This is a genomic window from Terribacillus sp. FSL K6-0262 (assembly GCF_037977385.1).
Lineage (GTDB): Bacteria > Bacillota > Bacilli > Bacillales > Amphibacillaceae > Terribacillus.
This window is the reverse complement of sequence record NZ_CP150277.1, coordinates 2,778,942-2,803,649: the sequence shown is the minus strand read 5'-3', so window position 1 is coordinate 2,803,649 and position 24,708 is coordinate 2,778,942. Positions and strand designations below refer to the sequence as shown.

The following is a 24,708-nucleotide window of genomic DNA, read 5'->3' as shown; positions in this document are numbered from 1 at the left end:
TCATCTTCGTCGTATTCCATGGGGCACGTCATTGGGCTTGCCGGCCGGACAAAGACCATTCGCCGTCCTCTCCTTCTCCGGTTCCGCTGCATTCAGTCACTGCGATCCTCTTCCCCTGCTGCCGGAGCATTTTCTGCATACAGCAATACTTTTCCCGCTTTCAGCTCGTCTGCATAATGATCTTTTTCAGCTTGGGACAGATTAAGATTTTTGAGGACTTTCTCTTCCGGATCCTCATTGGTGAAGAAAGAGACGATTTTTGTACTGACGGAACCACTTGCTTCCTTATAGCGTACCTCTCTCTTGTCACCGAGGATACTGTCTTCAGATCTTCTATCCACAATGATCATGATATCCTCTTCTGGTACACCGGCAGAAATCAATTCATTCACCCTGACGATTGCATCACTTTCGTTCATGAAGGCTTGGATTGCATTTGTGTCACCCACTTTTTTCACCTCCCATTGATCCACTTTCGATAAATGCGGAAAGTACTAGGTGCTTTTTACATTCCCCCTGCCCTTTTTATCAAACATAAAAAGCACCATCCTGTTCGGACGGTGCTTCTTCATCAAGCAAATTTCAATAACGTATATTTTTTCTTGCCGCGGCGGATGATGATGAATCTTCCATCGATTCGATCTGCTTTTGTAAGGAAGCGTGATACATCCACTTCTTTTTCACCATTGACGCGGATGGCACCGTTTGTGATGTCCTCCCTGGCCTGACGTTTGGAAGGGGAAATCCCTGCCTCCACCAGCATATCGACAAGCGGCTTGTCTTCGTCGGCAGCTGTGTGGGACGGAACATCCTTGAAGCCTTGTTCAATTTCTGTACCATTCAAGGACGCGATATCACCACTGAAAAGAGCTGAAGAAATTTTGATCGCTTGTTCCAGCGCTTCCTTGCCATGTACAAGCGTCGTCATCTCTTCGGCAAGCTTTGTCTGTGCCAGGCGTTTTTCCGGTTCTTTCTCCACGCTCTCTTCGTAAGCTGCGATTTCTTCAAGAGACAGGAAAGTGAAGTATTTCATGAACTTGATTACATCACGATCATCCGTATTGAACCAGAATTGGTAAAATTCATACGGAGTTGTCCTCTCGGGGCTCAGCCATACTGCTCCGCCTGCTGTTTTGCCGAATTTCGTTCCGTCTGCTTTGGTGATAAGCGGAACTGTCAAAGCGAATGCTTTGTCTGGAGCCTCTTCATCGTTGCCTGCATACGTCCGGCGAATCAATTCCATTCCAGCCGTGATATTGCCCCATTGGTCACTTCCGCCGATTTGCAGTGTCACATTTTCTTTTTCGTACAGACGCAGATAATCCAGGGACTGCAAAATCATATACGTAAATTCCGTGAAAGAAATACCATTGGCTAATCTGGATTCGACGGAATCCTTTGCCAGCATGTAATTGACTCCAAAATGCTTCCCGATATCACGAAGGAAATCGATGACGCTCATGGAACCAAGCCAATCTTTGTTATTTACCGCTTTTGCTGCATTTTCGCCTTCATCGAAGTTCAAGATCCTGGCGAGCTGTTTCTGAATACCTTGGCTGAATCTCTCCACTGTTGCTGCATCATTCAAATTACGCTCATCTGACCGGCCGCTTGGATCCCCGATCATTCCTGTGCCACCGCCGATAAGTGCGATCGGACGGTGACCTGCCTGCTGGAATCGCTTCAGCATCAGCATCGGAACAAGATGTCCGATATGCAGGCTATCGGCTGTAGGGTCGAAACCGCAGTACAGACTTACCTGCTGACTGGACAGATGCTTCTCCAATCCTGCGTCATCACTTGTTTGCTGAACCAAACCTCTGTCTTTTAAATCCTGTAAAATCGACATTTGACCACACTCCTCACTCACAATTGAAAATAAAAAAACCCCGTCCCCAAAAAGGGACGAGGAAATGACTCGCGGTACCACCCTTGTTGCAGTATGAACTGCCACTCGGTTTGCTAACGGATATACATCCGTCCCCTGCTTGAACAGGAGAAGCTCCAGTCTGTACTTGGCAAAACAACTTTATACTGACTCGCACCGGCCGTCAGCTCTCTGAAACAGGGAATTGTTCCGCTACTATAACCTTCAACGCAATATTTTATAATGACTGTTCTTCATTATTACCATATAGAAGGATAAAATGCAACAAGGATTTTGGACTCACTACGAAAATTGACTACTATGGTATAATAGACAAACCAATTCGGGGGTGAAATATGCAAATCAAAGCAATATGGACAAGAATCAGCAAACGAATTGCCGAAGCTTGGAAGGCTGGCCGAATTCAGCGGAATTCTCGTATCACATATGACGTCATTTGGAACTTATTCCTCTTTTTCCTGCTTTTGGCTGGCGTCGGTATCTTCTTTGTCGTCGGAGCTGGCGCGGGATATTTTGCATCGCTTGTAAAAGGTGAGCCCGTCCTATCCTATGACACTATGAAAGAAGAAGTCTACAATTATGAGGAGACATCCTCCATCTACTTTGCTGACAATGTGTTCCTCGGGAACATTAAAACCGATCTTTATCGCGAAGATGTGAAACTGGATGAGATCTCACCATATGTCATAAATGGAATCATCGCTACCGAAGATGATAATTTCGAGACACATAATGGAGTAGTGCCGAAATCGATTCTGCGGGCATTGATGCAGGAAGCTACGAACTCGGAAACGAAAACAGGCGGCAGTACGCTGACACAGCAGCTTGTCAAAAACCAGATACTGACGAATGAGGTATCCTTCGAGCGTAAAGCGAAGGAAATCATACTCGCTATGCGCCTGGAAAAAGTGCTGAGCAAAGATGAGATCCTCGAAGCGTATTTGAATATCGTTCCTTTCGGCAGAAATGCTTCCGGGAATAATATAGCGGGCGTACAGACAGCTGCCCAGGGCATATTCGGCGTGGATGCAAAGGATCTCACCTTGCCGCAAGCAGCTTTCCTGGCTGGATTGCCGCAGAGTCCGTCAGCCTATTCACCATTCACCAACAGCGGTGAATTGAAGGAAGAGACTGCCCTGCAGCCAGGTCTGAATAGAATGAAGCAAGTGCTTAACCGAATGCTCGATGAGGGGTACATCGACCAGCAAGAATACGATGACGCTATCGGGTATGACATCACCAAGGATTTTGCAGAAGCAAAACCAGTGTCTGATAACGACTATGGCTATCTGACTACCGAGGTGGAACAGCGGGCAGCCGGTATCATCGCGATACAGCTCGCGGAACAAGATGGCCATTCCAAAAAAGAGCTGGACAAAGATAATGATTTGAAAAACGAGTACCTGGAAAAAGCTGAGCGCGATATTCGTCAAAAAGGTTACCAGATTCATACAACGATCAATAAAGATATGTATGTTGCCCAGCAGAAAATCGCGAAAGAATATGCTTATTACCAGCCGGATCATTGGGTGAAACGGACCAATGGCGACGGGGAAACAGAGACTGTTTCCGAGCCGATCGAAGCAGGATCCATCATGATCGAAAACAGCACTGGTAAGATATTGAGCTTCGTCGGCGGACGGGATTATGAGAAAAACCAAGTGAACCATGCCACTGACACGAAGCGATCCAATGGCAGTACGATGAAGCCTCTGCTTGTGTATGCTCCAGCGATGGAGGAAGGCACCCTGCAGCCGGGGACCGTCATCGGTGACTTAAGCAAGAAATTCACTGTACCCGGACAGTCAAAAACCTGGAATCCCGGCAACTACGGCGGGGTATACCATGGACTCGTGACTGCACGGAAAGCATTGGAAGAATCCTATAACGTACCCGCGGCGAAAGCCTATAAAGAAATTGTCAACCTGGACCCCGCCAGCAAATACTTGGAGAAAATGGGAATTACGACTTTGACTGAAGGAGATCATTCCAATCTTGCTGCTTCCCTGGGCGGATTGGATTATGGTACGACAGTGGAGGAAAACGTCAACGCCTATGCAACCTTCGGTAATAACGGCGAATTCACGGATGCTTATATGATCGAATCCATCACTACAAAAGATGGTGAAGAGATTTATAAACATGAATCCAAACAGAACAAGGTGTTCAGTCCGCAGACCAATTATTTGATGCTGGATATGATGCGGGGAGTGCTCGATAATGGTACAGCTACGTATGCAAAATCCCAGCTGTCCAATAAGAATGTGGATTGGGCCGGTAAAACCGGGACTTCACAGGATTATCATGATTCCTGGTTCGTGGCCACCAATCCGAATGTAACGGTCGGCGTCTGGATGGGTTATGATAAACAAGATTCCATCCAGACCTCTGGAATGGGCTATAGTCAGCGGAACCAATTGCTATGGACACAATTAGTGAACAGTGCTACCAAGATCGACCCTGAGCTGATGGCCCCTAGTGAGTCATTCAAGCAGCCAGACGGTTTGACAAAGGCATCCTATTGTGCGATTGGCGGCGGAAAACCGACTGAGCTCTGTAAACAAGCAGGCATGGTCAAAACCGATTTATTCGATAAAGATCATGTACCAACAAAGGCAGATGACAGCTTGATCAAACAGAATGGAAAAATTGTCCTGAATCCAGACTTTGTCAAGGAAAACGGCTTGCAAGGCGTCAGCATCGAACAGCTTTTCCCTAACAATGAAAAAGTACAAAAGCTGATCGGGAAAGCGGCAAGCAGCAGCGCTTCAGCTAAATCGGATGATAGTAACGCCGTAAAGACAAGCTCTGGTGCTCCGCTCCCGCCGACGAATGTGCAAAAAGCCGATAAGAAACTCACGTGGACTCAATCAAAAACCGAAGATGTGAAGGGATACCGTATCCTGCAGAAGCAAGGAGACAGCTTCAAGCAAATTGGATTCAGCAATCAATCCTCCTTCCATCTTCCTGACAATGATTCCACCTATCAAATAAAGGCAGTCGGAGCAGATGGCAAGGAATCAGAAACCATTACATTATAAAAAAACTAGCGTATCCAATTGGATACGCTAGTTTTTATTTTGTCGAATTCCGCTCGATGATGCGGTGCGGAAGGATGACATTTTTCTCTGATACTTCCTCTTTATTCATCAGTTTTGTCAATAAACGCATGGCTACAGCCCCGATATCATAAGTAGGCTGCACGACAGTGGAAAGTGTCGGGCGGACCATCGTCGCCAGTCTCGTATTATCATAACCGACCACTTCGATATCTTCCGGTACACGCAATCCATTGTCCTGGAAACCATGGATGACACCAAGTGCCATTTCATCAGAAGAAACGAATACCGCAGAAGGGCGATCAGCCAGACCTGCCAGCTGCTTTGCCGCTTCCAAGCCTGAGTTGTACGTATTGTTAGCTTTTACGATATACTCCTGCTTCACTTCGGCATTTTTCTCCGTCACGGCGCGAAGATAACCTTTGTATTTCTGGTTATTCGTTTCGGCCTCTGCTGTTCCTGCAACGAATGCCGGATGATCATGATTATGATCGATCAGCAATTTCGTAGCTTCATATGCAGCCTGTTCATAATCGATTGCGACAGATGGCGTATCCCCTGTTCCTTGTACATTGGCTGCAATGACAATCGGTACTGGGGACTTCTCGAACTGCTGCAGCAATTCATCGCTGATTTTGCCGCCCATGAAGACAATACCGTCCACTTGTTTCTCCAGCATGCTGTTGAACAATGTAAGTTCTTTGTCTGGATTCTGATCGGAATTGCTCAGGATCATATTGTATTTATACATCGTTGCGATATCTTCAATCCCGCGGGCAAGCTCGGAGAAGAAGATACTGGAAATATCCGGTATGATTGCTCCGACAGTTGTCGTCCTTTTGCTTGCAAGCCCCCTTGCCACCGCATTTGGACGATAGCCTAGTGCTTCGATTGTACTGAGTACTTTCTTCCGAGTTGCAGGTTTTACATTAGGGTTGCCGTTTACCACACGGGATACGGTTGCCATCGATACGTTCGCTTCACGGGCAACATCGTATATGGTTACATTCATTGTGTCATATCCTCCTATATTCCTTACACGATTCCAATCATCCAAAGATGATAATATCAATTTGTATGTTTATTCACATATTCTTTACCCATTATACCAGAGTTTTGAACATTTCAGTAGAACGAGATACAAAAAACGCTTGATATTGCAGGAAAGCTATACTTCCAGCTGTCAATCCTCCAATGGGATTCGGCTTGCATAACTGCTATGGGCGATAAGATCCCGATAAAAGGCATCAAACCGCGCCAAATCCATCTGCTGGGCCGCATCGGACAAGGCAACGGCCGGATCCGGATGGACTTCCGCCATAATACCATCAGCTCCGATCGCAAGGGCCGCTTTTGCTGCCGGCAGCAGCAAATCCCGACGGCCAGTGGAATGTGTGACATCGACCATAACCGGCAGATGCGTCTCTTGTTTCAAAATCGGGACAGCAGTGATATCCAATGTATTCCGTGTTGCAGTCTCGTACGTGCGTATTCCCCGTTCACAAAGAATGATGTCGTTATTTCCGCGGGAGCTGATATATTCTGCAGCATGGATGAATTCAGAAATGGTGGAAGCCATACCACGTTTCAATAGGATTGGCTTTTTAACATCCCCGGCTGCTTTGAGCAATTCGAAATTTTGCATATTACGGGCCCCTATCTGAATCACATCCAAATATTCTGCAGCCTTTTCGATATCCTCGGGCGCCACGATTTCACTGATGACGGCCAAATCATACGTATCGGCGATTTTCTTCAGGATCCTAAGTCCCTCTTCACCCAGCCCCTGGAAATCATAAGGGGATGTCCGCGGCTTGAAAGCTCCGCCGCGAAGGAGCTTGAGGCCTTTATCCTGAAGGGATTCGGCTACTGTGGCTGTCTGCTGATAGCTCTCCACAGAGCATGGTCCAAAAATGAACTGCGGCACTCCATCGCCGATTTTTGTGCCTTTGATGTCGATAACCGTATTTTCAGGCTTGCGGCGTCGTGAGACAAGCAATGCTTTATGCATATCGTCTTCCTGCAGCTCCAGGCTGGCCTTGAAGATTTCCTTGAAAATATGCTGAAGTGTGGCATCCTGGAATGGTCCTTCATTGTTATCCGATATGACATTCAGCATATCTCTTTCACGGACCGGGTCGAATCGCTTCGTGCCTTGTTTTTTCTTGACTTCCCCGATTTCCTGGACCAGCTTGCCCCGTTTATTTATCAGGGCAAGCAGCTCAAGGTTCACTTCATCCAATTTTTTTCGCAAACTCGCTAATTCATCCATATTCATCGCTCTCTCCCACTCTTTTTCTATTATATCCAGCTCAGGTAATTAGCAATCATTATAGCTAAAAGTTTACTCGCTGTCATCCTCAATAGTGTAGAATGAATCTAGGAGTTTCATAAGGTTTCAGCGTACAGCGAAACGAATAGAACATTGCGGAAAGGAATATCGCTTTGAAGGAAAGAATTTTTGCTTTGGATATCGGAACAAGATCTGTTGTCGGCATGCTGCTGGAAGCAGATGCTGGTGTTTATACCTTGATAGATTATGAAATGGTGGAGCACGATGAACGTTCGATGCTTGACGGTCAGATCCATGATGTCGTAGCAGTGGCACAAGTCATTTCGGAAGTGAAGCACAAATTGGAGGAAAAACACGGTTCATTGTATAAAGTATGTGTCGCAGCCGCCGGACGTTCGCTGCAGACGAAGCGTGTCCAGATTCGCCATTCCATCTCCGAACGCGGAGTATTGGACAAGGAGCAGGTACAGCACTTGGAGCTCAGCGCTGTCCAGCAAGCCCAGTATGAAATTGCTCATTCAAAAGATAAGAGTACGGATTATTATTGCGTCGGCTACTCTGTCTTGCATTATCAGCTTGACGAGCAGGACATCGGCTCTTTGATCGATCAGCAAGGTGATGAGGCGTGCGTGGAGATCATCGCCACCTTCCTGCCGAAGGTTGTCGTCGAATCACTGCTGTCAGCATTGAAGCGAAGCAATTTGGAAATGGATGCTTTGACATTGGAACCAATTGCCGCTATCAACGTCCTCATACCGCCTTCCATGCGCCGTTTGAATGTAGCATTGGTCGATATCGGCGCAGGCACGAGTGATATCGCCATTACGAACGAGGGGACCATCACGGCATATGGAATGGTCCCAAAAGCAGGAGATGAAATCACAGAAGCCTTGAGTGACCATTATTTGCTTGATTTTCACGTGGCCGAAGCTGCCAAACGGGACTGGTCCGAAAAAGGTACAATCACAACGATGGACATCCTCGGTTTCGAGCAGCAGATGAGTGGCGATCAGGTTGAACAGGACATCGGGCATGCGATCGACCAGCTGGCAGAAGCAATCGCAGCTAGCATCATCCAGCTGAATGCAGTCGCTCCGAAAGCTGTCATGCTCGTAGGCGGCGGAAGCCAGACACCTGGATTGGCCGGCCGCTTGGCAAGGATGCTCGATCTGCCTGAAAATAGAGTAGCCATCCGCGGCACAGAAGCAATCCAGTCTCTGAAAAAAACGGATAATGTACCTGCAGGACCTGCTTTCATCACACCGATCGGCATTGCATTGGCAGCTAAACAAAATCCAGTCCATTATGTCAGCATCCAAGTAAATGGACGTGTCATACGTCTATTCGATATGAAGAAACTGACAGTGGGGGATGCATTGCTGGCTGCCGGCATTCAAATAGCCCGCCTATACGGAAAACCGGGAGCAGCCTGCATGATAACTTTCCAAGGAAAACCGCTCACCCTGCCGGGCACAATCGGAAAAGCACCGAAAATAACGCGGAATCATCAGCCCGCGAGCCTTGATTCTCCGATTCATGATGGTGATAAGCTGGAAGTGGAAGCCGGGGAAGATGGATTACCTGCACAGGTGACTGTACACGATATAACTGAAGATCTGGAGCCGATGACCATCTTCCATAACGGAAAGCCTTACCAGATGAAACAGCAGGTTCTAGTTAACGGACAGCCAGTTCATCCGGCATACCGCCTGGAAGACAGGGATGAAGTCCTTTTAAAGAGGGATACTACCATTGAATACTTTTTACATGAACATAAGCTGCCCCTGCCGGCATTGCCTGAGGCAGGAGAATATGATGTCTACATAAATGATAAGCTGCTGTCGATTGAAGCATTCAGCCAGGTGTTTACGATCAATGACATTCCAGCCCGGCTCCGGGATCAAGTAACCGACGGCGATAGTATTCGAATCCAGGAACGAAAAGTCCCGACTGCTGCTGAATTGCTTCCCCATTTACAAACCGGCAGCCAAACATCGATGACGGTTGAGTTCAACGGCAGTACCATTAAACTCACCCCTCCTGCGGCACAGCTTTATGACAAGGATAGGCCAGTCGAGCCCGATGAGCCCATCCCAAGCGGTACCAGACTGCAAATGCGGGCGGCAGCTGATCAGTTTATCATCCAGGATATTTTTCGCTTCGTTGATATTGATCTGTCAAAAGTCAGCGATAATTTTCAAATATACAAGAACGGTTCCATAGCAGCCTTCCATGATGTATTATCCCCTCACGATAAGATCGAGCTGACCATGTAAAAAAGCTGTACGCAATTGCGTACAGCTTTTTATTTCCTGCTATAACAGTGCACTTATAGCGAATCCATGAATTGCGGGGCGAATCTTAAAGCCGCTCGGTCATATCATACCCCTAAAGAAAGCATTTCGCCCATCAATGACTGACATTTTTTATTGATTGAATCGAGCCTCTTGCTCCTGCAAAGCGGCTTGTGTGATATCGTGATGGGATGCATGCCAGATTACCCGATTATTCTCAAACAGCAAGGCCTGAGGCGACTCATGCTTCACGTCATAACGTTCGGCAATCATATTGGAAAGCTCCCTTGCTTCCTGTACATACAATGTATACACAGGCAGCTGTGTATCAAGGCTGTAACGGTCATACTCCTGCTTCGCGCTGGCGCTGATCGGACATGTCAAACTATGCTTGAGCAGGTAGAATGCAGCCTCCTTATTCAATACATCCTGAAATTCTTCCTGACTTTGAATGACTTTTGCTTCCACCCTCTAAACTCCTTTCAAAATAAAACAGACTCCCAAGCAAGATGCTTGGGAGTCTGATCAATTAAAGATCCTTATTTCGTTCAATCGCGGACTTCTGCTGCTCCATTTCCAATTCCCTTGCAGCTTCCTCGATTGCACGAGCTACTTCCTCCGCAGCATCTTCCGCTTCCTTATTGTTGGAAGCCGTATCATCCGCTTGATCTTTGGAAGTAATGTTCTTGACTTTATCCTGGACAGTCTGGGAAGATTCTTTCACCTTCTCAGCTACTGCACGGGATTTTTCAGTGACAACATCTTTCCATTGTGCACCTTTTTCACTGTACTGTGTTTTCATTTCGCCGGCGCGCCCTTTGAGGGAACTAGCCTGTTCAGAAATATCACTGCGCAGTTCTTTACCGGATTTAGGAGCAAGAACAAGAGCAGTAACCGCCCCGACTACGCTTCCGATGATCGAACCAATCAGAAAGTCTCTACCGTTCGTCTTTTTCGTTGACATAATGCATTGCCTCCTATCGCGTCGCTTGGTTTAATTGGATGTTTCTTTTACTGGTAGCGGCTGCTCTGTCGGCTGCACTGCAGGTACAGAGGCACCCTCATTGGCTTCATTCTGCTTCTTTTTTTTCCATAAGTCAAGTATAACCGAGCCCCACTTCAGCACTTGGCCAGTTTGTTCCGTGTGCTGTTCCGCAGAAAGTGCCACTTTATTGGAGACATTGCGGATGGAGTTGTTCAGGCTCTGGACTGTATCGCCAATTCCTTCGATACCGTCGACAAGCGTATTTAGCTTCTGCGCTTTTTCTCCGATGTCCTCTGCAAGATGATTTGTCTTGCTAAGCAGTTCAGCGGTTTCGCTCGTGATGCCTTGCATCTGTTTTTCAACGCCTTCCAATGTGCTTGCAACATCATTCAATGTGCGTGAAGCAGCTTTCAAGGTTTTGGCGAGATAGATTACTAAGACTGCGAATGCGATGGCTGCAATCAATGCAGCGATGTACCCTAGAATTTCCATAATGAATAGTCAGCTCCTTCTGTTATGTAGTATGAGTAGTTGAAGCACATCTCATGCCTTATACTCCTTCGTCTAACTACGTTATTCCCTTGCTGGACGCCGTTAAACTTAAAAGTACAAATAAAAAAAGGGGAGCAGCACTCCCCTTTCAAGTTTAATGGATTATTGGACAGCTTGCAATGACTCTTCATAGCGCGCCTGGAATTTTTGGATATCCCCAGCCCCCATGAATAACAGGATGCTGTCGTCATATTGCTTAAGCACATGCACCTCATCAAGCTGCAGCACTTCACAGCCAGGTATGAGCTCCTGGAGATCCTGTATTGTAAGGCTCCCTTTCGCTTCACGGGCAGAGCCGAAGATATCACAGAGATAAACTGCATCTGCCAGCTTCAAACTGTCGGCAAACTCTTGGAGGAAGGCCTTCGTCCTTGAGAAAGTATGCGGCTGGAAGACAGCTACAACCTGTTTGTCAGGATATTTCTTCCGAGCTGATTCGATTGTCACTTCGATTTCTTTCGGATGATGAGCATAGTCATCCACCAATACTTGACTGCCGGCTTGCTTTTCGGAAAAGCGGCGTTTCACACCAGTGAAACCATACATTTCCTCCATCTGCTCCGGAGTCATTCCTTCCTGATGACATACGGCAACGACTGCCAAGGCATTAAGCACTTGATGGTTTCCATAGCCCGGAATGGTGAATGTATGATAGAAACTGCCTTCCACAAATACGTCGAATACCGTTCCATTCGGCTCTTCGTGTACATTCTTCGCCTGATATGTGTTACTTTCATCAAATCCATAATAATGGATTGGTACATTTGCTTGCAAGTCACGCAGATAAGCGTCATCCCCGCAAGCAATGATCCCGCGTTTGACCTGATTGGCCAATTGCTGGAATGCTTGGAATACATCCTCGATATTCTGGAAATAATCCGGATGATCGAAGTCGATATTCAGCATGACAGCATAATCCGGTTTATATGCGAGGAAATGCCTGCGATATTCGCAGGCTTCAAAGACGAAATAGTCGCTCTCCGGCTGACCGCTTCCGGTTCCATCCCCGATCAAGTAGGAAATCGGATGGGATTGGTGCAGCGTATGCGCCAAAAGACCAGTCGTCGATGTCTTGCCATGTGCACCCGTTACAGCAATGCTGCGGAATTTATCCGCATAAGCCGCCAAAAAATCATGATAGCGGTAGAATGGAAGGCCGAGCCTTTTCGCTTCGACGATTTCCTCATGATCATCAGGGAACGCATTCCCTGCAATGATTGTCAGTCCGGTTTTGATATTATCTTTTGTAAATGGCAGTATGGGAATGTTTTTATCTTTTAGGGCCTGATCTGTAAAGAATACCTTCTCCACATCCGAGCCTTGGACTTTCTCACCTGCATCATGCAGGATCTGAGCCAATGCACTCATACCAGATCCTTTGATACCAATGAAATGGTAAGTTGTCATAATAGGAACCTCCACTTAATAATATATCGCTTTTGTATGGTGTTAGTATAAGTATGTAATCCGTAGTGTGTCACATATACATGAAAAAAGCATACTAGCAACAGTATAGCATTTTGTCGCAATTTATTAAATGCACAAACTCTCGTGTCACGCTTTTTACAGTATATACAGACAGCTGCTTGATTGTGTCTCAAAACAGTACAGCCTGGACGGTCCTTTGGACAACATCCAGGCTGTCTGTCATTCCGCTTGGAGCTGGGCCAGCGAGACGAGTACATCACGCGGCTTGCTGCCTTTTTGTTCGGAAATGACTCCCCTCATTTCCATATGATCAATCAAACGCGCAGCACGGTTATAGCCGATTTTAAACCGGCGCTGCAGCAGGCTTGCACTTGCACTGTTGTGCTCGATGACAAATTCCACAGCTTCCCGATACAGCTCGTCCTCTTCCTCCTCGGATTCGCGCCGTTCAAGCAGGTCCTCATGCTGGAAAAGGTACTCCGGCGGCGCTGTCTGTTTCACATGCTCCACAACCCGCTCAATCTCTTCATCCGAAACAAAAGCACCCTGGATACGCTGGGCTTGCCGAGCGCCATTCTCGACGAAGAGCATATCGCCTTTTCCAAGCAGTTTCTCTGCTCCATTATTGTCGATGATCGTCCGGGAATCGACGGCAGAGGATACACTGAATGCAATCCGTGTCGGGATATTCGCTTTGATCAAACCAGTAATGACATCGACGGATGGCCGCTGCGTCGCCAATAGCAGATGTATCCCGGCAGCGCGTGCTTTTTGAGCAATCCGGCATATCGCATCCTCGACATCCTGCGGAGATACCATCATAAGATCTGCAAGCTCATCGATGACGATGACCAAATATGGAAGCCTATCCGCATAACGGCCCTGCTTTGTCAGCTTCTCGTTATATCGTCCGATATCCCGGACTCCCTCGCCGACGAACTTCATGTAACGTTCTTCCATTTCATTGACTGCCCACTTCAACGCTGCCGTGGCTGCTTTCGTGTCGGTGATGACCGGTGATACAAGATGAGGCAGGTCATTATAAGGAGCCAATTCCACCATTTTGGGATCGATCAGCAGGAATTTCACCTGTTTGTGATTCGCCTTATAAAGCAAGCTGAGCAGGATGGTATTGATACACACGCTTTTACCGGATCCTGTAGCACCCGCAATCAATCCATGCGGCATTTTCTGCAGGTCCGTGACGATCGGCTTACCGGAGATATTCAATCCCAGCGCTACCGAAAGCGGTGAACTGTTTTCTTGGAAGTCTTTCGTTTCCAGGATTTCTTGCAAGCCCACCTGCTTGGATACAGCGTTCGGCACTTCGATTCCAATTGCATTTTTCCCAGGAATCGGCGCTTCCATCCGAATATCCTTGGCGGCCATATTCAGCTTGATATCATCCGTCAGGCTCTTGATTTTGCTGACCTTCACACCCATATCAGGCTGGACCTCAAAACGAGTGACAGACGGACCCTGCATTGCATTGACTACATGCGCATTCACATTGAAATGCTCCAAGGTAGTCTCCAAGAGATGGATCTGCTGGTCGACCCAAGCATCATTCTCGATGGTTTGTTCCACTGGATCATTGAGAAGATGCATCGGCGGACTGGTGAAACTAGGCTCAGCCTGTTCTTCGTTCACTTGTTCGGCAGTTTCCTCCATGATTTTAGGTGCCGGCTGTTTGACTTTCTCCAAGTTCTTCCGTTTATCACGCGGTGTCATGAACACATTGAACGGAACCGGTTTCCGGACTCCATCAGCCGATTCACGGTTCGGGGCATCAACTGGATTTTCATTTGCTTCTTCCGCTGCGTATCCAGCTGACTGCCCTTCTATCACTGCTTGCTCCGCGACAGGCCCATCATTTTGAACATTGGATTGTTCCGGACCATCTTCCCGCTCGATATCAAGTGAAGGGGCCTCTGCAGCTGCTGCTTCTGATTCAGGTGATGCCGCTGCGGTTATTTGGACTTGTTCTTCTTCGTCCGATTCATGCTCAGATGCTGTCTCCTGCAGCACGTCATGTGATTCTTCCGCAGATGGCATCCCAGGGAGTGCTTCCGATTCAGAAGAAGCTGTGGTCATTTTGTCTTGTCCATCAGCAAGGGGGTGGTGCTTGTCTTCGTGCCCAGGCACTGTTTCCTCGATTGCATCCACAGCTTCTTCCAGCTGTTCCGCTCTGTCCAGCATTTCTGCCGGTTCTGTATGACCGGCTCTAGCTGCTGCAGCCATTTCACCAGCCGGCTCGGAATGACTGGTCTCCGATTCCTGCGCGGCAGCGGAATCCGCTTCCTGCTGCTGTATCGCTGCCTTCATCACGGCATCTTCAGTTCGATCCCCCGAATGCCCTTTGACGGCGGTGCTTTCAGAGGAGGTGGCAGCAATCTTCTTCCAATCTGCCCGCTCCTGCATCGACCCCAAGGTGACAATATTCGCTGCTTCCTCTTTTCGCTTGCGGAAACCGTAAACAGGGGACGGTACCTCTGAAGGCTGGAAAGGCTTCTTGTCTTCCTTGGGTTCCGGTCTCGGTCTTTGCGGCTCACGCGGACGGTACGAAGCTGTCGTCCCTTCCGAGGATTTCGGCTTCACTGGCTGCTGATTAGATCTTGTCTGCTGATTTTCCCGACGCTGACGCGGTGGCTGCGGCTGTTCATTGCGGCGCACCGGCCGCACATCCGAAGCTTGCGGTTTGGTGCCGCCGGATGATTCATCCGGAATCATCGGAAACCGAAAAGCACGTTCCTTCGGATATGTATATGCCATTTTTGCTTGTGGCTGCTGATTAGTCTGATATTGTTTCTGTACCTTCTGTTCAGAAGCGTTCCGTGTTTTCAGCTCTGGTTCTTCTTCCACTACTACTTCGGTCATAAAAAAGTTGCTTAGAGCTTGCTTAAGACGCTCCCACATAATAAATCTTCCTTTTTCAGTATAATATCTTTATTTTAGCAGGTTTTCACAAACCGTGAATAGCTTTACCCTAAAAATATTCTGCCCAAACCCAAAAAATAAGACGGTCTTAGCGCATTTTTGCTCCTACTACCTAAAAAAGCACCGGATGCTTTTTTCATCCGGTGCTTTTTCCCTATTAAAACTCGAAAACTTGGCCGACTTCGTAGGAATCGTCCAGTACATATATCCCTTTTTCTTCCGGTGCGTTTGGCAGACCCAGTTCTTTCTGGGAGCAAATCATACCGAAGCTATCCTCACCGCGCAAGTTGCCGGCTTTGATTTCCAAGCCGCTCGGCATGATGGCTCCGACTTTGGCCACGACCACTTTCTGTCCTGCATCGACATTCGGTGCGCCACATACAATCTGAACGGTCTCATCACCAAGATCCACTTGGCAGACACTCAGCTTATCGGCATTGCTGTGCTTTTCCTTCTGTTTGACATAGCCTACGACGAACTTAGGAGTCAAATCCACCTCGAATGCATCGTCCAATTTATTTTGCTGGAAGATTTCACGAATCCTGCCGGCGAATCCTTCATCGGCCTGCACCCTGCCGGCCGTCGTGATTTTCAAGTATTCCGAAGCCTGGAATACATTATAGCCAACCAGGCCATCCTTATCGGAAATCCGGACAACATCACCGAATCTTTCTTCTTTAATGGAATGACGATCTCCTTGCTTAAGGGCGATCAGCAATACGTCACCGATTCCTTGTTTGTTATAAAAAGCTTGCATCTTACTTTTCCTCTCCCTTGGCAGACTCCGGTCTATTGCGCGCCATGATGAATACTGGCTCCAATTTCTTTTCTTCATAGATGAATGGCAAAGATGTGATTGGTACACGGCCTTCTGCGAAATATTTCATGGTTACTTGAGCTAATATATCATAACCAGTCTTATTTTCAATATCCGCCAGAATCAGGACATCCTGGTGAGGGACAGCAACAAGCACATCTCCTTTTGCATTGGCACGGAATCCTTCCAGCAGCGACTCATTCAGTATACGGCTGGCATCGTATCCATCCTGTGTTGCAATGAAATAAAAGGAGTTTCCTGCCACCCTGTCTTCCTTGAGCTCCGTGGAGAGACTTCTCGCATTGAACGCAGCAATTTCCCGAAGACGTTCGATTGTCCATCCCTGCTCTTCCATCATTTGTTCGTCGATGAGCCTGTACGACTTGCCAAGATCCAATGCATAGTAGATCCTTGTTTCTGCCGTATGTTCCGAATATACCATCTTCAGGCCCGATTTTGTCTTGGAAGGAAAAGACGTTGCCCGTATCACCGGAAAGACATGCTGTTCATTTCCCTCCAGATGCTGCTCTTCATGCATGACACGCAGAGCCTCTTTTACATGCTGTTCGAGCTCATCAAGTGCTTTTTCGCCTCGCGTCTCGTACTTGGCAATTATATTGGGGAGAGCGAGCGTCACGCCTTCCTTCGTATCCTGCCATTCCACTCGGAATTTACTTTTATCCCGATCGTAGGATGTGCGCCAAGCTGGATCCTGCAGACGATCCTCCAGTTTTCGTTTCATTTTCAAAGCCGTCATTTTCATAAGTTATACTCCTTGCAGTTATTGCGGTAAGGATTCGATGAAGGATTCGATTTCCTCTTTCGACTTACGGTCCTTGGATACGAATCGTCCGGTTTCTTCGCCATTGCTGAACGCAATGAAACTAGGAATGCCGAATACATCGTATTGTTGACAAACATCGATGAACTGATCACGGTCCACGTGAATGAATTCATATTCGCTGTATTTTGCTTCGATCCCTGGGAGTTCCGGCTCGATTATACGGCAGTCCGGACACCAATCAGCCGAAAACATCAATATTGTTTTACCTTTTTCAAGAATTTCTTTTAGCTGTGCTTCTGATTCTAACTGTTTCAACTTTAAAGCCCCCATCATCGTTTTTCTACATTTTATCAGAGCGCAGTGGCAATTGCGAATATCCTGCGCTGACTTGTCGTTCCTCCTCCCTTTAGACCCAGACAAAACTTAACGGTTCACACATCCAGGTCTAATCACCCAATATCATTATCTAACTTTTATAAATTTATTGTAAATTTAGTAAGTTATACCTATAATTAAAAAGAGCACACGACAGTACAAAAAAGGGGGCAGCAAATGCATACTATACGCCAGCGGATACGCTTGATCATGTTTTTATCACTAGCAAGCATTGCAGTGCTTGGAGCTTTTACCTATTATTATTTTCACCAGCAAAACAACATGTCGGAGAAGACGCAGCAGTATCAGGAAGCATATGTATCAAGTCAATACATCAAGGACGATATGCTGGATACACTGGATAAACAAGACATATATTTCTCACAGCCTTCCTCATCCAATGCAGAAGCCGTTGTGGGTGCCATCGAAAGTATCCGCAAGCAAGCAGCTACATATGAGGAGAATTACAAAGAAAATGAAGATTTAAAAGCATACTTTACACAAATAGGGGATAGCGCGGCTACCTACCAGGATGAGCTTGAGAAAGTGACAAGTATGAATGAAACGATCGGGTACACTTCCGATGAAGGACTCCGCAAAATCATCAGTGATGCCTCTGATGATTTCCACAGCATTGCCGAAGGTGCCGGGGATGACGTTTCTGCCGCATTGGAAACTGTCACCGAAGCCGAGAAAGGAGTCATACAGCCACCCAATGGCGAAGCTCCGGATAAAAAAGCATTCGACGAAGCAGTACAAGCGTTCAAGACAGCAATCTCGGATTCGGATTTAAACGGTGATGCTGTCAATGACATTAATTCCAGTCTATTGAAATATACATCAGCCATGTCCACGCTGACGAATACACGCAGCCAGGCATCGGAACTGGCTGCGAATTTCGAGACAGCTGCCCTGGAAGTGACAACGACAGTGGACAGCGTCGGTGAAACAGCAATAGACCAGACAAACAATTTAAAACAAACGAATGAAAAAACATCAGCAACTCTCGGCATCCTCTTGCTTACCGTCATCATTCTCAGCTTCCTTCTCGTACTTTGCACTGGCTGGCCGCTTATCCGCGCGATTTCAAACTCGATCCGTCAGCTGAAAGAGGCTGCAGGGATAATTGGAAATGGCAACCTGGCATACCGTGTGCCAATTACAACGAAGGATGAGATGGCTGAATTAGGTACTACTTTCAATCAGATGGCAGCAAAGATGGAGCAATCGATGGCGAAGGTGAAGGAAGCTTCAGAAGTATTGGACGATTCTTCCTCCTATTTGGCGGCTGCTTCGCAGCAGACAGCAGCCCAGTATGAAGAAGTGAATCAAGCAATCGGTCAAGTTGCTGGAGGAGCACAAAACCAAGCCGCTCAGCTTGAGAAAAGCAATGCTATGCTTGAGAAGGTCCGCCATGCCATCACTTCGATGAAAGCTGAAACACTGGAGGTCGAAGGGGCAATGAAGCAGGCGGAGATGGAAGGAAGCACTGGTATCCAACAAATGCAGCAGCTGCATGAGACCTCTGACAGCTTCTTGAAACTAGCTCAAAAACTGACTGCTGAAATCCAGCTTGCAGTAGAGCAGGCGAATCATATCCGCACCATTGTACAGACAATCGAAGAGATTTCAGAAAGCACGAACTTGCTGGCGCTCAATGCTGCAATCGAATCGGCTCGTGCAGGCGAGCATGGACGCGGATTCGCTGTCGTTGCCGATGAAGTGAAGAAACTGGCGGAACGTTCCAAACAGGAAGCGCAGCAAATCCATGAACTTGTAGGAGCTATGAATCAGCAAATGAACGGTTTGGCCGATGAAGCCAAAGCCTTTGACGCCTATCAGCGATTGCAGGCAGCAAGCGTTGCAGAAACGACGAATGCTTTTGAGCGCATCCACCGACAATTGAAGCAAGGTAACGCTAAGATGCAGGATATCTCTTCTTCTGTCGCAGAAGTTGCATCAAGTAATGAGACTGTGGCGGACATGCTTGGTCACATCAATCAGATTGCTGATGAAGCAGCCTCTGCAGCACAGGAGGTAGCATCATCTAGTGATACACAAGCAGAATCGATCGATATCCTGACAAACGCTGCATCTCAGCTGCAGCAGCTGGCCAAGGATTTGGCTGACGAGGTGGCTCAATTCGACCTGGGCTACATTCCGGAAGATGGATCAGGAAATGATGAAACAAAAGAAATGCCGCCTGCTTCCCATACCGACAGCCAAGAAATGGATGATAAAGAGCATGCTTTCCCTGATGATGAGCCAGAATGGAAACAAACCTCATAAACAAAGAAGGAAGCAGGACTTAATAGTCCGCTTCCTTCTTTTCATTCGCCATATAAAAGGCGTATTGACCTTTCAATAAAAGACATATATGTTCAAACATTGCCGCGCGGGACATATGGCCTTCTGTAAAGACACCGACAGCTCCATCGGTCGATGAAATATCCTGCCTGCTTGTGAATGCCCGCATGACTGGTCCCAGTTCTTCCCCTTTTCGAACCTGGTCAGCGATGAAATCCGGCAGGAGCAGCTTGGCACCACTTGCACTCCATACTTTATCCCCGACAGCCAACGCGCCCCAGTTACAGATGTAGAGTCCATCATCCATCTCCGTGACGCCGCCTTCCAGACCGATCCCCGCAGCTGCTCCAGGTGACTCGAGGCAGGCCAGGGCTCGCTGAATGGCGCCAAGGCGCGTTTCCTCGTCACTCATCGGCTGGGCGCTTACACCAGAATCAACCGCTGCACTTTCCAATGTCCATGTATCACGGAATACAACCGAGACTGCATTTACTTTAGCAGGATTCTTAGACCCGATTATCAATTTCATGCATTGCGCTTCCTTTCCAGTCCAATCAATCGTTTGCAGTAATAAGGTCCACTGTCGACTGATCCGTTGCACGGACAAGCTTGATCAATAACTCTTTTGCAGCCGCATAATCATCCACATGGATGATACTTGCACTTGTATGTACATAACGGGATACGATTCCGATCACTGCTGATGGAACGCCTTCATGGGCCAAATGGACGCGCCCGGCATCCGTACCGCCTTTGCCGACATAATATTGGTAGTTGATATCATTGGATTCCGCAGTATCAAGAATGAATTCACGCATATTCCGATTCATGATCATCGTACCATCAAAAATACGTAAAAGCGCACCCTGCCCAAGATGACCGAAAGCTTGCTTATCCCCTCCCACATCATTTGCAGGCGAAGCATCCAGCGCATAAAAAATATCCGGATCGATCATATTGGAAGCTACTTGCGCGCCGCGAAGGCCCACTTCCTCCTGCACTGTCGCACCAGCATACAACTGATTCGGCAATGTTTCCCCAGATACCTCTTCCATCAATTCCAGCGCCAAGCCGCAGCCATAACGGTTATCCCAGGCTTTCGCCAGGATTTTCTTCTCATTCGCCATTGGCGTGAACGGCATGTATGGCACGATTTGCTGCCCGAGTTTGACACCAAGCTCATACGCATCCCGTTCATCATCCGCACCGATATCGATCAGCATGCTATCAATCGAAGCAGGCTTGCTGCGCTGTTCCGGTGTCAGCAAATGCGGCGGTGTGGAGCTTATTACCCCTGGAATCGGTCCCTCTTCCGTCATGACCTGTACGCGCTGTGCAAGCAGGACCTGACTCCACCAGCCTCCCAAGGTTTGGAATCGGAGCAGCCCATTCGGTGTGATACCCGTCACCATGAAACCGACCTCATCCATATGCCCGGCAACCATCACCTTGGGTCCAGTGCCTTTCTTTACGCCGAAGACGCCCCCAAGCTTATCTTGGATGATCTCATCAGAGTATGGCTTCAGTCTATCTTTCATAAAGGCTCGCATGAGCTGTTCATTCCCTGGTGCTGCCTGCAGTTCAGTCAGCTGTTTGAATAAATCCATCGTTTTTTGATTCATACTTATGTACTCCCTTTTTGTCAGACTATTGTATATCTATTGTAAACTATTGATCCGCAAGTTGCCATAAAGGTTGTTTCGTTTTATATTTCTTTGGCAATGAGCTATAATAGAATATAACTTATGTTGAAGAGGTGACCAAAATGGGCGTTAAGAAAACAGCAGCAATCGTAGGTGCTGGCCTTGCAGCTGGATACTTGATCCAAAAGCAGATTGCAAAACAACAAAAAGTAACTCCGGAAAAGGCGCTTAAATTCGCTAAAGAAGCATTCAAGAAAGAAGGTCCGATCAGCGGTTCTTGGATCTACATGAAACCGGAAGAAAAAGTGAAGCACGGCCTCACGTACACTGTTTACCGTGGCGGTATCTCACGTACAATCGATGGAAAACCTGCTCAATACGAGTTCTTCGTCGATGCAGAAACTGGATCAGTCATCGATGCTGTAGAAACGGCATCCTAAAAAATAAACCCGGCTCTGCCGGGTTTTTTGTTTCCTTCTATTGAAATGTGGCGACAGCACGATAGATTCGATAGCCGCGGGAGGAAAATTTCTCTTCATATTCCGTTTTTACATTCAGCGGATCATTTTCCGCATGCAAATCCAGCTTCACTTCCTGCAATATCATACCGAATCGGGAAAAGCTGGATAAACTATATTCGAACAGCTTCTGGTTATCCGTCTTGAAAATAACTTCTCCATCATCCTTCAATACGGATTTGTATTGCTCCAGGAAGGATTTATATGTCAAACGACGTTTTTCGTGCTTATTCTTCGGCCATGGATCAGAGAAATTCAAATAGATGGTATCCACTTCGTTCTCCTCGAACAGCTCACGGAAATCAGCAGCATTCTCATTCAGGAGCCGGACATTTGGAAGAGCTGCCTCGGCAGCTTTCTCCACGGCTGTTACGATGATGCTTTTGGCCAATTCGATTCCGATGAAATTATATTCCGGATGCTGAGCAGCCATACCAGTGATGAATTGCCCCTTGCCTGATCCGATCTCTACATGCAGCGGTTTATCATTACCGAATAATTCCCGCCATTTGCCTTTATGATTATTCGGTTCCGGGATCACAATATGATCATTTTCCTTCAAATAATCGTCTGCCCAAGGTTTATGGCGCACACGCATATACCTCACTCCTATTTCTGCCCTTCCCTCCTGCATAGTTTGGTGCTAAAACGCAAACGCTATCCTCAGGAAGGAGGGGAAAATCAATGTCACTTTCCGTTCAAAACCAACTAAGCCTGCTGCGGGATATCCTGAGCGAGCATTGCGAATCCTGCTGCGGGAGCAAATCCGAATGCGAGCAAATATCCCGCCTGGCCCGTTCCATCTTATCCAATAAATCAACTGATCAGCAGGAGCTGCTTGCCCTGCTTCCCAGTATCCATTCGTACAGTACTGCGGGTGAAAAAGCCGCCGATATCAATGCGCATATCACAACGAACAGAGAACAGCTCGAGGATTGGGTAGAGACAATCGACAGCTTTCAAGGTTAGCAGGTCAGTTGCTTCACTTCCATAAGCAGCTGTGCCAATTCTTTTGTTTTGCGCTCCACATTATCATCGCGCAAAGACATGATGATACGGGCTGCTTCATACCAATAAATGCGTTTAAGAAGTCCGTCATCAAGCGGCTTCCCATAAGCGTTCATCCAAGCTTCCCAATCAGGTAATCGAACGTATTTTCTCAGCAGCATTCCGATGTCAGCGGCCGGGTCGGCGATAAGGGCACTGTCCCAGTCCACCAAGTACAGCTCATCATGCTGGCTTATCATCCAATTATTATGATCGATATCAAAATGGCAGACAGCCAATAACTGATCCGGCATCTCAGGTAAGAATTGCTCCAGTCTCTTCAGTACTGTTTCCAAAGCAGGCAGCCGATCTTGGAAGCCAGCTGCTTTTTCCCGCAGCTCTTCCATTTTGGCTTCTGGCTGCAAGGGCTTTTTGCCCATCCGCATCAGCATATTCAGCATCTCGGACGAATGATGGATCTTACTGAGCAGCTTGGCCACCCGCGGATCGCTCATTTCGGAGAAAGTCAGACCGCGTCCCAGCAGCCATTCCTGTGCAGTGATCACATCCCCATTTTCCATCCGCTTTGTCCATACAAGTTTCGGCACGATCCCTTCCGCTGAAAGGACTGCCAAAAATGGAGAAGAATTGCGCTTCAGGAATAGCTGACGATCTCCGCTTTTTGCATAATAGGCCTCTCCTGTAACACCGCCAGCAGGAGCAATCTTCCACTCATTCCCCAGTATGTGTTCTAACCAATTCACCGTTCATTCCTACTTTCCTAGTGCAATCGCTCTGCATTACTAGCTGTAAACAAGCCCAGCGTGACACAAGGCAAGTACATTCCCGAACAAATTCGACAGACATACTTAAGATTACAACATTTTCTATGGTTTTATCAATATGGTACTGCTTAAAAACAGTTTATTTAACTAAAAAATTCTTCGTTTTCTCTCGTTTCCCATTCTGGGCGGGCAACAGCTTTGGTATAAGCTTGCTCCAGCAGCACTTCACTGGCGCGGAGCTGTACATGTTTCAACGCCAGCTGTTCCTGTCGCTTGGCCATCAGCCAAGCGGTATGCCTATTGGTATCGATAAACAGTGTGTTTCGAGGCTCCGTCGCAAACCTAATCTGATTTTCCCTGCTCAAGACTATTTTTTTCACAGGCAGCTCGATGTCGTGTTTTTTCAGGATGCCCTGTATCAGCTTCTCTGTCCTGTTCAAGGAAAGCATCGGATTGAGGAAGTTGGTAAACTGCCCCTTGGATTCCCTTTTCCAAGTTCGATTATCAGAAGCCCAGAATAACACATCGGGCTTATCCTCCAATACAGAAATGATCTCGATGCCTAATGGATGGATAAGGATTGTATCTGTCTCCATGGTTGTCTGCTTCACTTCGAATACGGGTTTATACATGACAAAGAATGTATCGGGGAATCGTTTTAAAAAGTAGCGGAGGACCGGATCGTCCTTGAACTTGTGATCATAAAAAGAAAACTCCCCTATGGTGGACGTTGCCCATGTCAATTGAAATTCAAAAAGCTCCTCCAGGTAATCCTGCTTCAGAGCCTGTTCCGTCGGTGCTATATAGACAGGAGCAGGATCGGGCTCCTCCATTTCATCATCTTTTTTGCTGAATACTCGAAACCATGGCTTTCTGCTTGGTTCTTCCTTCTCTTCCCCTATGATGAAGGGAGCAGGAGCAGCTTGCTTGCGCTCCCATTCCCTGTGCATTTTTCCCCAATTCTCTTTTTTCAGTTTGATGAATTGACCAGGATATCGGTAAGGATTCTGTTCATATCGTGATATATATTCATGCAGCTTGATCAATTGCGCCACA

General features: G+C 47.3%; 22 protein-coding genes and 1 other annotated feature. Of the genes, 5 read left to right on the top strand and 17 right to left on the bottom strand.

Translation table 11 applies throughout. The features are described 5' to 3' along the window. Positions 1-92: 92 nt before the first annotated feature. Together MHI54_RS14305 and tyrS are read right to left on the bottom strand one after the other, a co-directional pair. On the bottom strand, positions 93-449 hold the full coding sequence (locus tag MHI54_RS14305; RefSeq protein ID WP_095217178.1) for a general stress protein: 357 nt from the start codon (positions 447-449) through the stop codon (positions 93-95). 122 nt (positions 450-571) lie between these two features. Further along, positions 572-1,849: a tyrosine--tRNA ligase gene (tyrS, locus tag MHI54_RS14300; RefSeq protein WP_340081940.1), complete on the bottom strand. Its 1,278-nt coding sequence runs from the start codon at positions 1,847-1,849 to the stop codon at positions 572-574. A gap of 49 nt (positions 1,850-1,898) precedes the next feature. Beyond that, positions 1,899-2,105, bottom strand: a binding site (T-box leader). A 118-nt stretch (positions 2,106-2,223) separates the two neighbouring features. Between tyrS and MHI54_RS14295 the strand changes: the two genes are divergently transcribed. Then, complete coding sequence (locus MHI54_RS14295) at positions 2,224-4,929, top strand: transglycosylase domain-containing protein (protein WP_340081939.1); 2,706 nt, start codon at positions 2,224-2,226, stop codon at positions 4,927-4,929. A gap of 34 nt (positions 4,930-4,963) precedes the next feature. Here the strand turns inward: MHI54_RS14295 and ccpA are convergent, their stop codons facing one another. Further along, on the bottom strand, positions 4,964-5,959 hold the full coding sequence (ccpA, locus tag MHI54_RS14290; RefSeq protein WP_095217181.1) for a catabolite control protein A: 996 nt from the start codon (positions 5,957-5,959) through the stop codon (positions 4,964-4,966). Positions 5,960-6,130: 171 nt separating this feature from the next. Continuing rightward, positions 6,131-7,225 (bottom strand): bifunctional 3-deoxy-7-phosphoheptulonate synthase/chorismate mutase, encoded by a 1,095-nt coding sequence (locus MHI54_RS14285; protein ID WP_095217182.1) that lies wholly within the window; start codon positions 7,223-7,225, stop codon positions 6,131-6,133. Between the two features lie 167 nt (positions 7,226-7,392). Here MHI54_RS14285 and pilM point away from each other — a divergent pair, with 167 nt between their 5' ends. Beyond that, the gene (gene pilM / locus MHI54_RS14280; protein WP_340081938.1) at positions 7,393-9,516 is read left to right on the top strand and encodes a pilus assembly protein PilM; all 2,124 of its coding nucleotides are present in this window, start codon (positions 7,393-7,395) and stop codon (positions 9,514-9,516) included. A 150-nt stretch (positions 9,517-9,666) separates the two neighbouring features. On the opposite strand, the gene ytxJ is transcribed toward pilM, so the two are convergent. From ytxJ to MHI54_RS14240, 8 genes are all read right to left on the bottom strand, one after another. Beyond that, complete coding sequence (ytxJ, locus tag MHI54_RS14275; RefSeq protein WP_095217184.1) at positions 9,667-10,002, bottom strand: bacillithiol system redox-active protein YtxJ; 336 nt, start codon at positions 10,000-10,002, stop codon at positions 9,667-9,669. 61 nt (positions 10,003-10,063) lie between these two features. Next, positions 10,064-10,498 carry a YtxH domain-containing protein gene (locus MHI54_RS14270; RefSeq protein WP_095217185.1) on the bottom strand — a complete coding sequence of 145 codons (435 nt, stop codon included), beginning with the start codon at positions 10,496-10,498 and terminating at the stop codon, positions 10,064-10,066. Between the two features lie 30 nt (positions 10,499-10,528). Beyond that, a complete protein-coding gene (locus tag MHI54_RS14265) occupies positions 10,529-11,011 on the bottom strand; it encodes a DUF948 domain-containing protein (protein ID WP_095217186.1) in 483 nt (160 codons plus the stop codon). A 162-nt stretch (positions 11,012-11,173) separates the two neighbouring features. Further along, entirely contained in the window at positions 11,174-12,478 is a 1,305-nt protein-coding gene (murC, locus tag MHI54_RS14260) for a UDP-N-acetylmuramate--L-alanine ligase (RefSeq protein WP_095217187.1), read from the bottom strand. A 240-nt stretch (positions 12,479-12,718) separates the two neighbouring features. Continuing rightward, on the bottom strand, positions 12,719-15,415 hold the full coding sequence (locus MHI54_RS14255; RefSeq protein ID WP_340081937.1) for a DNA translocase FtsK: 2,697 nt from the start codon (positions 15,413-15,415) through the stop codon (positions 12,719-12,721). Positions 15,416-15,593: 178 nt separating this feature from the next. After that, positions 15,594-16,193: a YtpR family tRNA-binding protein gene (gene ytpR / locus MHI54_RS14250; RefSeq protein WP_095217259.1), complete on the bottom strand. Its 600-nt coding sequence runs from the start codon at positions 16,191-16,193 to the stop codon at positions 15,594-15,596. Between the two features lies 1 nt (position 16,194). Next, complete coding sequence (locus tag MHI54_RS14245; protein ID WP_095217260.1) at positions 16,195-17,016, bottom strand: DUF1444 domain-containing protein; 822 nt, start codon at positions 17,014-17,016, stop codon at positions 16,195-16,197. Positions 17,017-17,034: 18 nt separating this feature from the next. After that, the gene (locus tag MHI54_RS14240; RefSeq protein ID WP_095217261.1) at positions 17,035-17,352 is read right to left on the bottom strand and encodes a thioredoxin family protein; all 318 of its coding nucleotides are present in this window, start codon (positions 17,350-17,352) and stop codon (positions 17,035-17,037) included. A 237-nt stretch (positions 17,353-17,589) separates the two neighbouring features. On the opposite strand from MHI54_RS14240, the gene MHI54_RS14235 reads away from it, so the two are divergent. After that, positions 17,590-19,701, top strand: coding sequence for a methyl-accepting chemotaxis protein (locus MHI54_RS14235; RefSeq protein ID WP_340081936.1), 2,112 nt, complete (start codon positions 17,590-17,592; stop codon positions 19,699-19,701). A gap of 19 nt (positions 19,702-19,720) precedes the next feature. On the opposite strand, the gene MHI54_RS14230 is transcribed toward MHI54_RS14235, so the two are convergent. Together MHI54_RS14230 and MHI54_RS14225 are read right to left on the bottom strand one after the other, a co-directional pair. After that, complete coding sequence (locus MHI54_RS14230; protein WP_340081935.1) at positions 19,721-20,248, bottom strand: DUF84 family protein; 528 nt, start codon at positions 20,246-20,248, stop codon at positions 19,721-19,723. Between the two features lie 25 nt (positions 20,249-20,273). Beyond that, complete coding sequence (locus MHI54_RS14225; RefSeq protein WP_095217264.1) at positions 20,274-21,341, bottom strand: M42 family metallopeptidase; 1,068 nt, start codon at positions 21,339-21,341, stop codon at positions 20,274-20,276. Positions 21,342-21,484: 143 nt separating this feature from the next. Here MHI54_RS14225 and MHI54_RS14220 point away from each other — a divergent pair, with 143 nt between their 5' ends. Next, a complete protein-coding gene (locus tag MHI54_RS14220) occupies positions 21,485-21,802 on the top strand; it encodes a PepSY domain-containing protein (RefSeq protein ID WP_095217265.1) in 318 nt (105 codons plus the stop codon). A gap of 37 nt (positions 21,803-21,839) precedes the next feature. Here the strand turns inward: MHI54_RS14220 and trmB are convergent, their stop codons facing one another. Beyond that, positions 21,840-22,478, bottom strand: a complete 639-nt coding sequence (trmB, locus tag MHI54_RS14215) for a tRNA (guanosine(46)-N7)-methyltransferase TrmB (RefSeq protein ID WP_340081934.1) — start codon at positions 22,476-22,478, stop codon at positions 21,840-21,842. A gap of 86 nt (positions 22,479-22,564) precedes the next feature. Between trmB and MHI54_RS14210 the strand changes: the two genes are divergently transcribed. After that, positions 22,565-22,849, top strand: coding sequence for a YtzH-like family protein (locus MHI54_RS14210; RefSeq protein WP_095217267.1), 285 nt, complete (start codon positions 22,565-22,567; stop codon positions 22,847-22,849). Here MHI54_RS14210 and MHI54_RS14205 read toward each other — a convergent pair. Further along, positions 22,846-23,631 carry a phosphotransferase family protein gene (locus MHI54_RS14205; RefSeq protein WP_095217268.1) on the bottom strand — a complete coding sequence of 262 codons (786 nt, stop codon included), beginning with the start codon at positions 23,629-23,631 and terminating at the stop codon, positions 22,846-22,848. The genes MHI54_RS14210 and MHI54_RS14205 overlap by 4 nt on opposite strands. 164 nt (positions 23,632-23,795) lie before the next feature. Next, the gene (locus MHI54_RS14200; RefSeq protein ID WP_095217269.1) at positions 23,796-24,707 is read right to left on the bottom strand and encodes a nuclease-related domain-containing protein; all 912 of its coding nucleotides are present in this window, start codon (positions 24,705-24,707) and stop codon (positions 23,796-23,798) included. Position 24,708: the final 1 nt, after the last annotated feature.